Origin of the sequence: Prevotella pallens ATCC 700821 (genome assembly GCF_000220255.1) — a bacterium.
GTDB classification, from domain to species: domain Bacteria; phylum Bacteroidota; class Bacteroidia; order Bacteroidales; family Bacteroidaceae; genus Prevotella; species Prevotella pallens.
In genome coordinates this window covers 23,297-36,589 of the sequence record NZ_GL982514.1, presented here as the reverse complement: position 1 = coordinate 36,589, position 13,293 = coordinate 23,297, and the positions used below count along the sequence as shown (strand labels likewise).

The 13,293-nt window shown below is 38.7% G+C and carries 12 protein-coding genes; 9 read left to right on the top strand and 3 right to left on the bottom strand.

Annotated elements, in window-relative coordinates; translation table 11 throughout:
• Nucleotides 1-196 precede the first annotated feature (196 nt).
• Nucleotides 197-1,084: a hypothetical protein gene (locus HMPREF9144_RS09315; RefSeq protein ID WP_050795213.1), complete on the bottom strand. Its 888-nt coding sequence runs from the start codon at nt 1,082-1,084 to the stop codon at nt 197-199.
• Nucleotides 1,085-1,848: 764 nt separating this feature from the next.
• On the opposite strand from HMPREF9144_RS09315, the gene HMPREF9144_RS09310 reads away from it, so the two are divergent.
• Genes HMPREF9144_RS09310 through HMPREF9144_RS09300 form a run of 3 tightly spaced genes read left to right on the top strand, consistent with a single transcriptional unit; the run spans nt 1,849 to nt 4,848 of the window.
• Nucleotides 1,849-3,078: a site-specific integrase gene (locus HMPREF9144_RS09310; protein ID WP_006045726.1), complete on the top strand. Its 1,230-nt coding sequence runs from the start codon at nt 1,849-1,851 to the stop codon at nt 3,076-3,078.
• A 28-nt stretch (nt 3,079-3,106) separates the two neighbouring features.
• Nucleotides 3,107-4,426, top strand: a complete 1,320-nt coding sequence (locus HMPREF9144_RS09305; protein WP_169310326.1) for a site-specific integrase — start codon at nt 3,107-3,109, stop codon at nt 4,424-4,426.
• The gene (locus HMPREF9144_RS09300) at nt 4,423-4,848 is read left to right on the top strand and encodes a hypothetical protein (protein ID WP_006045724.1); all 426 of its coding nucleotides are present in this window, start codon (nt 4,423-4,425) and stop codon (nt 4,846-4,848) included. The genes HMPREF9144_RS09305 and HMPREF9144_RS09300 overlap by 4 nt, the downstream gene beginning before the upstream one ends.
• A gap of 172 nt (nt 4,849-5,020) precedes the next feature.
• Here the strand turns inward: HMPREF9144_RS09300 and HMPREF9144_RS09295 are convergent, their stop codons facing one another.
• Together HMPREF9144_RS09295 and HMPREF9144_RS09290 are read right to left on the bottom strand one after the other, a co-directional pair.
• A complete protein-coding gene (locus HMPREF9144_RS09295; protein ID WP_083818161.1) occupies nt 5,021-5,305 on the bottom strand; it encodes an integrase core domain-containing protein in 285 nt (94 codons plus the stop codon).
• The gene (locus HMPREF9144_RS09290; RefSeq protein ID WP_257009659.1) at nt 5,278-5,940 is read right to left on the bottom strand and encodes a DDE-type integrase/transposase/recombinase; all 663 of its coding nucleotides are present in this window, start codon (nt 5,938-5,940) and stop codon (nt 5,278-5,280) included. Before HMPREF9144_RS09290 ends, HMPREF9144_RS09295 begins: the two co-directional genes overlap by 28 nt.
• Nucleotides 5,941-6,102: 162 nt before the next feature.
• Between HMPREF9144_RS09290 and HMPREF9144_RS09285 the strand changes: the two genes are divergently transcribed.
• The 6 genes from HMPREF9144_RS09285 (at nt 6,103) to HMPREF9144_RS09260 (ending at nt 13,293) form a co-directional block, all read left to right on the top strand.
• Nucleotides 6,103-6,468 carry a hypothetical protein gene (locus tag HMPREF9144_RS09285; protein WP_006045721.1) on the top strand — a complete coding sequence of 122 codons (366 nt, stop codon included), beginning with the start codon at nt 6,103-6,105 and terminating at the stop codon, nt 6,466-6,468.
• Between the two features lie 82 nt (nt 6,469-6,550).
• Nucleotides 6,551-6,760 carry a helix-turn-helix transcriptional regulator gene (locus tag HMPREF9144_RS09280; protein WP_006045720.1) on the top strand — a complete coding sequence of 70 codons (210 nt, stop codon included), beginning with the start codon at nt 6,551-6,553 and terminating at the stop codon, nt 6,758-6,760.
• 7 nt (nt 6,761-6,767) lie between these two features.
• Nucleotides 6,768-8,078, top strand: a complete 1,311-nt coding sequence (locus HMPREF9144_RS09275; RefSeq protein WP_006045719.1) for a DNA cytosine methyltransferase — start codon at nt 6,768-6,770, stop codon at nt 8,076-8,078.
• Entirely contained in the window at nt 8,044-9,516 is a 1,473-nt protein-coding gene (locus HMPREF9144_RS09270; RefSeq protein WP_006045718.1) for an ATP-binding protein, read from the top strand. The genes HMPREF9144_RS09275 and HMPREF9144_RS09270 overlap by 35 nt, the downstream gene beginning before the upstream one ends.
• A gap of 2 nt (nt 9,517-9,518) precedes the next feature.
• Nucleotides 9,519-12,299, top strand: coding sequence for a Z1 domain-containing protein (locus HMPREF9144_RS09265; protein WP_006045717.1), 2,781 nt, complete (start codon nt 9,519-9,521; stop codon nt 12,297-12,299).
• On the top strand, nt 12,289-13,293 hold the full coding sequence (locus HMPREF9144_RS09260) for a PD-(D/E)XK motif protein (protein WP_249031162.1): 1,005 nt from the start codon (nt 12,289-12,291) through the stop codon (nt 13,291-13,293). Before HMPREF9144_RS09265 ends, HMPREF9144_RS09260 begins: the two co-directional genes overlap by 11 nt.

Here is a 13,293-nt window from a genome sequence, read left to right as displayed (position 1 = left end):
CAGGATACGGGCACGATGAATCTACCCCTACGCCTGGCGGATTGTTCGCCACGCATTCACGGTACGAATATGGTATATTGGGGTGGTATGCAAGGGTAAAACCTCTAAGGGAACTATGAGAAATGCCCTCTTTTCACAGCACCTTAGAGGATAAAAAAATGAAAGAAAAAAGCTTTAAAATGCCTTTAACGTCTGTTTATTTCTTCACTATTTTCTTGCCATTAACAATATATATGCCCTTTGGCAGAAGGTTTATGTTGTTAGATAGTCGTCGTCCGTCTAACGAGAATACCCCTTGTTGTGCAGTTTTTGTGTTAGTTTCGAGCGTAGTTTCTATGCCTTGAGTATTCTCTGGAGTAATTGTAACCCAGTCGGTAACCGGCTTTTGGTTGTCTCCATATAGCGAGAAGTACGAGTATCCTTTCTCTTTATGTTTCTTCCAAGTGTTGTTTTGGGGTTCTGTAATCTTGCATCCTTGAAACTCAGGATACTCGTCCCATAGCCAACAAATACTTCCGTAGTAGTCGTCTCCCTCTAATCCATTACCCTTTGCCTTAAGATTGCATCGGTCGAACTTCCAAAAACCGCCATACAAACCTGCCACTTCGGCTTCCACTTCCATGGTGCATTGGCTTATGGTGATATGTCCCCAGTTGCCAATACCCATCAAACTTTCTAAGTCGTCTGTATCTGTTCCACCTTTAATAGTAAGTTTTCCATCGCCAATAAATGTAATATCGCCATCTAATTGGTTCATCATACCCATACGTTGCTTTGATTTTAGGGTGTTGTTTCCAATGAGCTGAATAGTCATACCCGGCAAATTGGTTACGAGAGGTATCTCTTCGTTGGTTTCGATAGTAGCATTTTCCAGCGTAAGAGTTTTGCTTTCGGGGTCGTACTTCACGTTTCCGCTTACTCCGGTAATGCTTGTTAGGTTGTTAAAATTGTCGGAAGTAACCTTTGTATCTCCTATTTGGAATCCATAAGCAGTTTGTGCTTGTATGGTTTTAGGGCCTACAAAGAGTGCAACAATCAGGGCAACAGTGGCAAAGCACATGTTTTTGGTTAGGTTAATTCTCATAGTTTTCATAGCCTCTCTGCTAAAACTCTTTCGGAGCAACACCGTTTCAGAGGCGCGGGTGTTTAGTTTTTATTCTGTTATTCTCTCGTTATTATATACTACTATGTGATATTTTGCAAATTTAATTCTTTTATTTCATATTGTCAAATGTTTTGTAACATTTTCTTATTCCTACCTAATGTATTTCCCCAAAAACATTATGTGTATGGCGTTGTGTGGGCGAGTGGTTGGCAAAATTCATAGTGGAAACGTTAGAAACAAATGGCAACGAATACAAGAAATATATAAACCGAAAGCGGTTAGAGCGTGAACGGTATTGTAGAAAAGGGTAGAAGAGGGCGAGAAAGTTGTTCTTTTTATGTTGCCCATTTATCCGAATGGGTAGTAACGAGTAACTCTCTGATAGTGAATAAGTTTACATATCGTTAGCAAAAGTATGGTTTTTGGCGTGCAAAAAGGGGGTTTTTGCAGGGCAACTAATCCTTGAAAATGAAGAAAAATAGAAGTTTGCGCAAACTGATTGATAATGAACAGGATATGAAATGATTTGCATAAAACTACTCTATTTGTAAAAGGCAGGAAAGTGCGGATTTAAGCAGAAGTTCAGTTACTAAATCATTACCAAGATTGGGAATAGGTAACGAAATGCAGATATAGGTAACTGAAATTATTTGGTTCGTGTGTTTGTTGCTTTGGTCGGCAGTTTTCTGCATAAGTAAAGAACGCTTTAATTCGGGTAACTTTGCCCATAAAGATTAAAGCGTATGCAAACAGAAAAGATGAAGGTGTTGCTCTACCTCAAAAAGAGCGGTATGGACAAGTCGGGTAAGGCTCCCATCATGGGACGTATCACGCTTGGAAGGAGTATTGCGCAGTTCAGCTGCAAACTATCCTGTAACTCTGATTTGTGGAATCCCCGTGAAAGTAGAATGGGCGGAAAGAGCCGTGAGGCGGTGGAAGTGAACGGCAGATTGGAAAGCCTTCTGCTATCCGTCCAAGCAGCCTATCAATCTCTGCTATCCAAAGGTTGCCCATTTGATGCAACTGATATAAAAGAGGAATTTCAAGGAAGCGTTCAATCTAAATGTATGCTTATTGAAAGACTGGATAGGCTCATCAAAGAGAAAGAAAACCATATCGGCATTGACATCAAGGAGGGAAGTATATTTGGCTACTATTCCACTCGTACCCATTTGCAGAACTTTATAAAAAGGAAGTATAATATTTCTGATTTGGCATTTTCACAGCTTACTGAGCAGTTCATCTACGACTTCCAACAATACTTTATGGGTATTTGTGGGTTTCAGGAAAGTACGTTCTATAATGCCGCTACCCATCTGAAAACGGTGTGCAGATTGGCTTATCGTGAAGGATTAGCCGATATTTTATTGTTTGACAAAGTCAAGGTAAGCAAAGGCGATAAGAAACTACCCAAAGCTCTTGACAGGTGTTCGCTTGACAAACTAATGAACATACAGTTTGGAGAGTTGGAGGAGGAAATGGAAACCGCAAGGGACTTGTTTGTCTTTGCCTGCCATACGGGTGCAGCCTATTGTGATTTGATGGAACTAAGTAAGGTACATCTTATGCGTGATGACAAGGGAAGCCTTTGGCTGAAGTTCAACAGGCAGAAGACAGGAGTACTTTGCCGTATCAAGTTGTTGCCCGAAGCTATCAGGATAATAGAGAAGTACAAGAGCAATGAAAGGGAAAGCCTATTGCCACAGATGAAATATGCCACCTATCAATCGTATCTTAAAGCATTGCGCCTAAGAGCAGGCATAGCCTTTCCCTTTACCACGCATACGGCAAGGCATACCTTTGCCACGCTCATCACACTGGAACAAGGAGTACCAATAGAAACGGTAAGCAAGATGTTGGGGCATAGCAATGTGAGTATGACTGAACGGTACGCAAAGGTTACACCACAGAAACTGTTTTTGGAGTTTGAGCGTTTCCTTTCTTTCACGGAGGATATGCAGATGAGTATTTAGCAATAGTAGCATTAAAACTAAAAACATGATGAGAAGTACATTCAAAACACTGTTTTATATCAACAGACAAAAGACTAAGGCAAACGGTCTGACCTCCATACTCTGCCGTATCACGATAGATGGCAAGAACTCTGTTATTACCACAAACGAAGAATGTAAGCCCTCAGAGTGGAACTCTAAGCAGGGGACAACTACGGATAAGAAAACCAATCTTCGCCTGCAATCATTCAGAGAACTGGTCGAGAAGAATTATCAGAAACTACTCATAGATGACGGAGTGATAAGTGCTGAACTGCTTAAAAACAGATTGCAAGGCATAGCCACCTCACCCTCAACTCTATTAGGACTTGGTAGAGCAGAACTGCAAATGGTAAAGGACGGTATAGGCAAGTCAAAGGCAGAAGGTACATACACTAACCTTTGCTATGCTAACAGGATGCTGTGCGAGTTTATAAAGGACTTAGGTAGTACGGATATAGAAATCCGAAGCATAACGGAGGAACTGTTTGAAGAATACCGCTTCTTTCTTAAAAAGAAAGGATTGAAAGGGTCTTCTATCAACAATTATCTTTGTTGGCTGAGCCGTTTGATGTTCCGTGCGGTAAGCCAGCGCATCATTCGTTATAACCCATTTGAACATGCGGAATATGAAAAGGTGGAAAAGGCTATCCGCTTTCTTAGTAAGAGTGATGTGAAAAAACTGATGGCTATGAAGATATGTGATAGTGATGCCGAGCTTGCCAGACGGATGTTCATCTTCTCCTGCTTCACAGGTTTAGCCATTACGGATATGGAACACTTGACGTTTGGGCATATCAAGAGCGTAGCGGACGGACAGATGTATATAAGAAAGGAGCGTCAGAAGACCAAGATGGAGTTCATTGTGCCGTTACACCCCATTGCCAAGACGATTATCGAGCAGCAAAGGCAGCTACAAGCGGTGAAAGAAGAAGGCAATAACACGGATATGGATAATCGCTTTATTTTTCAACCTTATTGCAGCAGAAGTGTGTTAGCAGCGAAGTTGAGCATCGTAGGCAAGGCTTGTGGTATCAAGCAACGTCTGTCCTATCACATGGCAAGACATACCTTCGGAACGATGTGCCTAAGTGCAGGTATTCCCATTGAGAGCATCGCCAAGATGATGGGACACGCATCAATTGCAAGTACGCAGATTTATGCGCAGGTAACCGACTGCAAGATTTCGGAGGATATAGACAGACTTATAGCCAAGCATCAGGAAAAGAACAAAGAGGATGATAAGGTAATGGTAAAGGAAACTATTACCATAGGGACAATGGCTATTGCCAACACAGGCAGAAACAAAAGCATGGAGGAAACGGCATGAATACGGAAGATGAAATAAAGACCAAGGCTGCAATCCGTCTGGACACGGGGTGCAGCTACTTCGAGTGGGGAAATGGTATGCAGGTTATCCGCATGGGAAAAGGCGAAGTAGCCATGACCGAGGGCGAGCTTGCAAGGTTCTTCAGAGTTATATGGAGAAAAGTCAATGCCAGACTTCGGACGATAACCGAAGAATCCGTCCTGCATCCAGAAGAAAGGGGCGCAGACGAAAGGAAAATAGTTACGGATAAGGAGGTAAGGGGCTACGCACCGCTTTACCCACTACCGACAATCATCGCCCTTTCCTTTCAACTTGACTGCGTAGAAGCCCACCTATTCAGAAGGCATGTGTGCAGTGAGTTGATGCGTCCAAGGAACGCACTTACCCCAATCATCATATATGGCAAGGATGTCAATAACTGAATAATGTATCAATCCTTTTTCTTTCACTGTTGTCTTACTACATCACTACAATACAAGGTAACACAGTGAAAGAGAAAGGATTACGTTGTAGCTGATGGTTACTTGTGCATATTACTACGACACGACTACGTACTATACGTTGTCAAACAAAAGTGCACAACTGCAAATGTAGTTATTTACTCTTATATTTCATTGTTTTATTATCAAAAATTCTTTTGTTGATTGAATTTTGCTTTATTATTTCTATTATCTTTTTGATTTTCTCCCCTTGCCCTAAATATACGTCTTTGGGTGTAAGATTATCTAACGATTCATGAAACCTTCTCTCATTATAATATTTCACCCACCCATCGATAGCATTTTCCAATTCAGAGGGACAAAAATAATGATTTAGCTTAATTACATTTTTCATCGATCTGTGATATCGTTCTATCTTTCCCTGTGTCTGCGGATGCAAGGGTTTGCCATGAATATGCTTGATATTATATTCCTTACAGAGATACTCCTTGAGAGAGGAAGCAATATAAATGGTTCATTATCTGATAACAGACAAGGAGGATTCTGGAATGTAACTCCTGCCTTCTCAATTGCTTTATCTATAGTTCTAGATACATCATCAGAAGTCAAACCCGAACATAACTCCCAATGGATAATATACCTGCTGTAGTCATCAATTACAGTAGAGAGATAATACCAGCCCCAACCCTTGACTTTGAAATAGGTAAAATCGGTCTGCCACATCTCATTGGCGAATTTAGTCTTATGATGGAATTCATCAGCTGCAAAGATAAAATCATGCTCCATACGTTCTAATAGCCCTCTTTCGTGTAATATACGATAAAAGCTTGACTCTGAAACAAAGATCTGACTCTCTTCCAATAAAAGAACTGACAATTCCCTAGGGGTGAGCTCTGGATGCTCTAAAGAAAGTTCAACCACTATTTGTCGAATATTATCAGGTATGCGGTTCCACGTTGTCGGTGCTCTACAATGTGTTGCTCTGAGAGCATTCAAACCTCCTATAGCATATTTCTTATACCAATTATAAAAGGTACGCCTTGGGATTCCTAAACGCTTAAGTGCCTGAACAATACTTAACTCTGAACGCTTTATTGGTGAAAAATTCCACCCAAAGAGGTTATTTTGTCAGATTTTATTGCTACCTCTGTCATGTCAGTTGGTTTATTGTTTTACATGTTTGGTAGCACTAAGATAAGTGAATTTTCTGACATACGCAGGTGTTTGAATACTTCTATGTATCAGGCACTTGCATTTCTTGCAAGCAAAAACGCTGCGGAAGTAAGGAATATCAAAAATCCGATTCACGTATATAAGTGCATAGAGGAGAATGTTGACGATGTAGCAAATATCAAATGGTACCCTTATTCTTCATTGGTGAAGAATGGCAAGCCAGATATGGGTAAGATAGGCCAAATAGGATTCGAATGTTATGAAGCAAACTTTCACTATGATGGCTCAACGAAGCTGCCATCACTTGAAAAAATGATGATGGTATTACGCAAATCACCAGATTGTCAGATTGATATATCGGAAGCAACCGAAAAGGAGATAATCAACGAGTATAAGTTCATTGTGAGCTTAAAAAAGCAAGCTGATTAGGGTTAAATATCAAAAATCTGTAGGAAAATAAACAATAAATGAGTATTTTTGCCGTTTTAATAGAAGAAATTCAGCTGAGATTATGAGCGTTAAACAAATACCCAATAGATTAAAAGCCGCATTGGCAGATAATCACAAGACAAGCAAATGGCTTGCTGATCAATTAGGAAAATCAGACATGACGGTTTCCAGATGGTGTACTAACCGCTCACAACCTTCTGTCCACCAATTGATAGAGATAGCTAATCTCTTAGATGTTGATGTATCAGAACTGCTTAATAAAACAAAATAATTAACGTATGAAGTACAGATTTATAGATTTGTTTGCAGGTGCTGGTGGGCTATCAGAAGGTTTTATCAGAGCTGGTTATGAACCCATAGCACATATTGAGATGGATCACTATGCTTGTGATTCATTGAAAACTCGTGCAGCATTTCATTATTTAAAGGAGAACGGAAAACTTGAAATATACGAAGAATACCTCAAAAATAAGAAGGAAAAGACAGATGGAAGTTGGCTTTGGAATAAAGTTCCTAAATCTGTGATTGACTCTGTAATTCAAGAAGCTATAGGGAAAGAAACATTGTCAAGCCTTTTTGAAAGAGTTGACAAACTTTGTAATGGGAAGCCCGTTGATATGATAATTGGAGGTCCACCGTGCCAAGCATATTCTGTCGCTGGCCGTGCCAGATTAGGAAAGAAAATAGAAGAAGACCCTCGTAATGACTTATATAAATTCTATGTAGCGTTCCTTAAGCGTTATAAGCCCAAAATGTTTGTATTTGAAAATGTTTTGGGAATTCTTACTGCTAAAGGTGGAGAGCCATTTAGGGATCTTATTCGATTGGTGCGTGAGTTGGATTACAATATAGATTTTCGTGAACAGATAGCATCACAGCATGGCGTTTTACAAAAACGTCATAGGGTCATTATTGTTGGTTGGCAAAATAAAAGAGACACACAAGAAGATACCTCGTATCACTATCCGCACCTTCTTGAAGAGCAAATGCCATACAAAATAATGAGGGATTTGTTTTGTGATTTGCCTATAATCAAAGCTGGTGAAGGTACACTTTGTGGAATTGTTCATTACACAAAGCCTTTAAACGAAATGGAATACCTTAAAAAATCAGGAATTAGAGGAGTCTTGAGCTTTACCACTCAGCACATTGCACGTCCTAACAATCCTACAGACAGAGAAATCTATAAGCAAGCGGTTGAACAATGGAATGAAGGGAAACGTTTACGGTATGATAAGCTTGATCCTTCACTGCAAAAACATAAAAATACGCAGACATTCTTAAATAGGTTTTGTGTGGTAGATCCTAACGGGGTATGTCACACCGTTGTAGCGCATATCGCTATGGATGGACATTATTACATATATCCAACTCCTAATCCAACTACGGATAATGTACGCTCTATTACAATACGTGAAGCTGCAAGAATACAATCATTCCCAGATGACTACTTCTTTGAAGGAAGTCGCTCTGCCGCATTTAAACAAATTGGTAACGCTGTCCCTGTAGTACTTGCAGAGAAGATTGCTTTAGAGATAAAAAAAATATTAGCTCATGAAGATGAATTACGAAGAACTCAAAACCGCTAATGCTACACCTGCTGCTGCGTCCATGGTTGAGACTTTTCGAGCTATGGGCTATAGTTTGGAAACAGCAATAGCTGATATATTAGATAACTCTATATCAGCTGGTGCGAATAATATCTGGATTTCAAGAATCTGGAAAGGTGGCCAATCCATTATCACTATTAAAGATGACGGTATTGGAATGAACCACCAAGAACTTATTGAAGCTATGAGACCAGGTTCTCAAAATCCTTTGGAAGAACGTTCAAAAAGTGATTTAGGTCGATTTGGTTTAGGACTGAAAACCGCCTCATTCTCTCAATGTAGAAGACTTACCGTATATAGCAAAAAGGCTGATTACAAGCCCGTCTATTGGACTTGGGACTTAGACTATGTTGCAAAAACAAACCAATGGGAACTTCTTCAATGGATTCCTGATGAATATATAAATGCTCTTGATGATGTTTCTCATGGCACTTTGGTTGTATGGTCAGGTTTAGACCGAATCATTAACCCAGAAACAAGTGAGATTGATATTAACTCAAAGGCTAAATTTTCTTCACAATTAGATAAGGTGAAACGACACATTTCAATGACTTTTCACCGTTTTATTGAAGAAAAAGTTGTGAAGATTTTCTGGTGTGAGCATGAGATAGAGCCTTGGAATCCATTCTGTGAAGATAAACCAAAGACGCAGATAAGACCCACCGAGAGTATTATTGGTGGAATATCTGTCAAGGGGTATGTTTTGCCTCATAAAAGTGCTTTCTCTAGCGAAGTAGCCTATACTAAAGCCGAAGGTATAAATGGATGGGCAGCTCAGCAGGGATTCTATGTGTATAGAGGAAAAAGATTACTTTTAGCAGGTGATTGGCTTGGGCTATTTAGAAAGGAAGAACACTATAAATTAGTGCGAATTAAGATAGATTTACCTAATACATTGGACGCTGAATGGCAGATTGATATTAAAAAATCAAGAGCCTATCCTCCAATGCAAAATAGAAGTCAACTTGAATCTTACGCTAAAGCTGTAAGATCAATTGGCTGTGAAGTCTATCGACATAGAGGAAAGATTCTGAAGCAGAAAGCTGGTACATCTTTCCAACCTCTATGGTGCGAGAAGAAAAAAGATAACAAATGGTCTTTTGTGGTTAATCGTGAACATGATATGATTCAGCAAATTAAAAGTATGGCTCATGATAACCCAGAGAAGGCTATTAACACTCTCCTTAGTTTTATTGAGGAAACGTTACCAACTAAGACTATTTATATCAATGAAGCAAAAGGTGAAGAGTCTCAACTTGAACCTTTTACAAGTATCAATCCTTCAATCATAACAGATATGATGCGGATGATGTATGATAACCAAATTAAAATGGGAAAGACATCTGAACAAGCTAAAGCATATCTAAAAACAGTAGAACCATTTAATCTCTTTGAGGATTTAATCGAAAATTTATAGCTATGCAGAATCAAATTATTAATATGTGCCGAGTCCTAATCGGACCAAATGCTGTTGTAACAGACGATCAGATTAATGATGCTATAGCAAGGGTATCACGAATCTATCCCGATATGGATATTGCGCAAGTAAAAAACGAATTACTATCCTTGTATGGAGTAAGAATTCAGGATTTTCAAATTCTAGAAGGAAATGAAAGAAGACAACCTTGGCTTAGAGATTTCAAAGCTGAACGCAAATCTACTTGGGACTTTTGGGTGAGATATAAAGAATATCTGTCTGAACAAAAAGGCTTTGCTCCACTTGTCATTCAAAAATTAGATGATATGAGTGACCGCATTTTAGATAATTTGTTTAATCCACAGCTGACCAATATCACAATTGATAAAAAGGGGTTAGTTGTAGGTCAAGTTCAATCTGGTAAAACAGCTAATTACACAGGCTTAATTTGCAAAGCTGCTGATGCTGGCTTCAATTTTATCGTTGTACTAGCTGGCATATTGAATAATCTGAGAAGCCAAACTCAAAGTAGAATAGATGAGGGCTTTTTAGGATTTGATACCCAATACGAACGAGCATATAATATCAATAATACTACCAAAATCGGTGTGGGACTGATTCCTGGTTTTGATTCCGCTATAGCTAATTCCTATACCACAAGTTTGGATTCTGGCGATTTCAATAGTAGGGCAGCAAATACAGCTGGCTTCAACTTCAATGCACCGCAACCTATAATTTTGGTTGTAAAAAAGAACGCAGCAGTATTAAGGCGCTTGAACGCTTGGCTAAGAGCTCAAGCTGGGGGTCACAAGATTGCCAATAAATCGTTGCTACTGGTTGATGATGAAGCTGATAATGCTTCAATCAATACACAGAGAGATGAGAATTTAAACCCAACAGCAATTAATAATGCTATTAGAACGCTGATTGGACACTTCAATAGGTCTGCCTATGTTGGATATACAGCCACCCCTTTTGCTAATATATTTATAGCACAAGACGAATCAGATCTGTTTCCACGTGACTTCATTATCAATCTACCTGCACCAACTAATTATATTGGTCCTGAAAAAGTATTTGGGACAAGTATGGATGTTGAGGATGAAGAAGACTTGTTGCCAATTGTGGTTCCTATTAGCGATTATCTGACTTTCATACCAGAGGGGCACAAAAAGAATGATCCCAAGCCAACATTTACAGATATACCAGAGTCATTAAAGACGGCTATTAAGAGCTTTATATTGACATGCGCTATACGTATAGCAAGAGGCCAAGAAAACAAGCATAACTCTATGCTTATCCACGTTTCTCGCTATCAGCTATGGCAAAATAAGATTAAAGAATTGGTCGCTCAGCAGTTTTCTTATTATAAGCAAGAGATAGAAGCAAACGATTCATCTGTGCTCAGTGAATTTCAAGATTTGCTAGAGAATGACTATACTGAAACAACCAATAAAATTAAAAATTCGTCGCTTTCCAATATTGATCATTGCTTGCAAGTCCACCAGTGGGAAGATATTAAGCCTTTGCTTTTCAAAGTTGTTCAGAAAATTGAAGTGAAATCCATTAACGGATCTTCAGGTGATATTCTTGATTATCAACTGAGTTCTAAAAATGGGGTTTCTGTAATTGCTATAGGCGGAGACAAACTATCTCGAGGTCTAACTTTGGAAGGTCTTTCAATAAGCTATTTCCTACGTGCATCTAAAATGTATGACACATTAATGCAGATGGGCAGATGGTTTGGTTATCGTCCTGGATATGTTGATTTATGCCGATTATTTACAAGTACGGAACTTAATGAATGGTATCGACACATAGCTGTTGCTAGTGCTGAGTTGCGTGATGAGTTCAACTACCTTGCAGAATCGAGAAGTACTCCTGATAAGTATGCCCTTAAGGTGCGTACGCATCCAGGATGTCTGCAGATTACAGCTCTTAATAAAATGAGAAATACCAAAGAAATTCAAGTATCATGGGCTTCTCGCCTCATTGAAACGTATCAATTGCCAATTGACAAGGGATTAAAGAATAGAAACCTTGTTGCAACCGAAGAGCTTCTATCTGGTTTAGGTGAGCCGCTAATCAAAGACGGAGACTATCTTTGGAAGAACGTTCCAGCAAACCAAATCTCTGATTATTTCAATGAATTTACTGTTGCAGAATCTCTCAAAAAGGTAAATCTTGAGTTGATAGTTAAGTATATTAATGAGTTACAAGGATATGGCGAATTAACGAATTGGAGCGTAGTTCTAATGAACAAAACGGCTGGTAGTGGACCGAATAAGGAATATTGTTTTTGTAACAAATATAAAGTTAATTGTTTCTATCGTAATAGAGCTATTGATACCGATTACAAAACTTACTTTATTCGAAAGAATCATATAGTAGGTAATCAAGCCGATGAATTTGTGGATTTAGATAAGAATGTGCTAAATGAAGCTCTTGAAGCAACAAAGCAAGAGGCTATTAATAGTGGTAAAACTTGGGCAAAGGCATATCCCAAGCCATTAGTTGTACGTAGTAATTTCAGACCCAAAGCTCAACCACTTCTAATTATATATCCATTAAATCCTATTGGTGCCAACGTTATGAAGAATAACGTGCCCGTTGAAGGTTCAACCGTGTTTACAGTAAGTGATGATCCTTTTGTAGGGTTCGCTATTTCGTTTCCTGCAACAGATACATCTATAGCTGTAAATTATAAAGTGAATATGGTAGGAGAATATGCCGATATTGAAGACAATTTCGATAATGAAAACGACAATGAGTATGGAGAATAAATATCATATTATAGAGTTGTGGAGCTCATTAAAAAGCCTTGCAACTATAGGGGTTGTGAAGAAACTGTATGACACATCATTACCAATACAAGTATATGCCACATATAGCTATCCCGATGATATAGTTGGGATAGCGGTCTCTTTCTCGAAAGAATTCAAGATTGATATTTCGTCTTTAAGCAATTTGAGCGAATTAAGAATTAGGCAGCTTTTGGATGCTTCAATGCCAGGACAAAAGATGCTCCATGTTCAACTGATGAGAATTGAAAACCAAAGAGTTTTCGCCGCATTATGTGAAGATTTGATAACTACTCTAAAACCACTATCTTCTACAAGAGAAATGGCTCAAGAGGTTGTAAATCAATTACATAGATGGAAGGATTTGTTCGGAAAACTTAAATTCGAAGGATTATCAAAAGAAGAACAGCAAGGTTTATACGGAGAATTGGTTTTCCTTAGGAAATTGTTAAATCGAAGTTCAAATGATACCTATGTTTCTACTTTACAATTGTGGACTGGAGTTGAGAAAACAAATAAGGACTTTCAAGGCGATAATTGGGCAGTTGAAGTAAAAACAACATCTACCAATAATGCTCAATTCATAACTATAAACGGAGAACGACAACTTGATAATTCACTTGTCGCTCATTTATTTGTTTATCATTTAGTTTTAGAAGTATCCAAAACTAATGGAGAAAGTTTGCCTATGATTGTGTCAGAAATAAAGGCCCTTCTCAGTGGCAATGTACCTGCACTAAGTATTTTCGAAGAAAAGCTCATTGAAGCGAAGTACATATCTTGTCATGAATCCTTATATGCTGAGCGTTTTTATAAAAAAAGGAGCGAAAAGTACTATAAAGTATTAGCCGATTTCCCAAGAATCATGGAGAATGATCTTAGAAACGGAGTTAGTAATGTCGTTTATGTTATTTCTATCGGCATGTGCGATGAATATTTAGTTCCTGAAGGTGTTTTATTTAATACCATAAAGTGA

What these genes read in the sequence shown, in the direction of transcription:
- HMPREF9144_RS09260 (WP_249031162.1), top strand. Translation starts at nt 12,289, where the DNA reads ATGGAGAATAAATATCATATTATAGAGTTGTGGAGCTCATTAAAAAGC.
- HMPREF9144_RS09280 (WP_006045720.1), top strand. Translation starts at nt 6,551, where the DNA reads ATGAGCGTTAAACAAATACCCAATAGATTAAAAGCCGCATTGGCAGAT.
- HMPREF9144_RS09315 (WP_050795213.1), bottom strand. Translation starts at nt 1,084, where the DNA reads ATGAGAATTAACCTAACCAAAAACATGTGCTTTGCCACTGTTGCCCTG.
- HMPREF9144_RS09300 (WP_006045724.1), top strand. Translation starts at nt 4,423, where the DNA reads ATGAATACGGAAGATGAAATAAAGACCAAGGCTGCAATCCGTCTGGAC.
- HMPREF9144_RS09265 (WP_006045717.1), top strand. Translation starts at nt 9,519, where the DNA reads ATGCAGAATCAAATTATTAATATGTGCCGAGTCCTAATCGGACCAAAT.
- HMPREF9144_RS09275 (WP_006045719.1), top strand. Translation starts at nt 6,768, where the DNA reads ATGAAGTACAGATTTATAGATTTGTTTGCAGGTGCTGGTGGGCTATCA.
- HMPREF9144_RS09270 (WP_006045718.1), top strand. Translation starts at nt 8,044, where the DNA reads ATGAAGATGAATTACGAAGAACTCAAAACCGCTAATGCTACACCTGCT.
- HMPREF9144_RS09285 (WP_006045721.1), top strand. Translation starts at nt 6,103, where the DNA reads ATGTATCAGGCACTTGCATTTCTTGCAAGCAAAAACGCTGCGGAAGTA.
- HMPREF9144_RS09305 (WP_169310326.1), top strand. Translation starts at nt 3,107, where the DNA reads ATGAGAAGTACATTCAAAACACTGTTTTATATCAACAGACAAAAGACT.
- HMPREF9144_RS09310 (WP_006045726.1), top strand. Translation starts at nt 1,849, where the DNA reads ATGCAAACAGAAAAGATGAAGGTGTTGCTCTACCTCAAAAAGAGCGGT.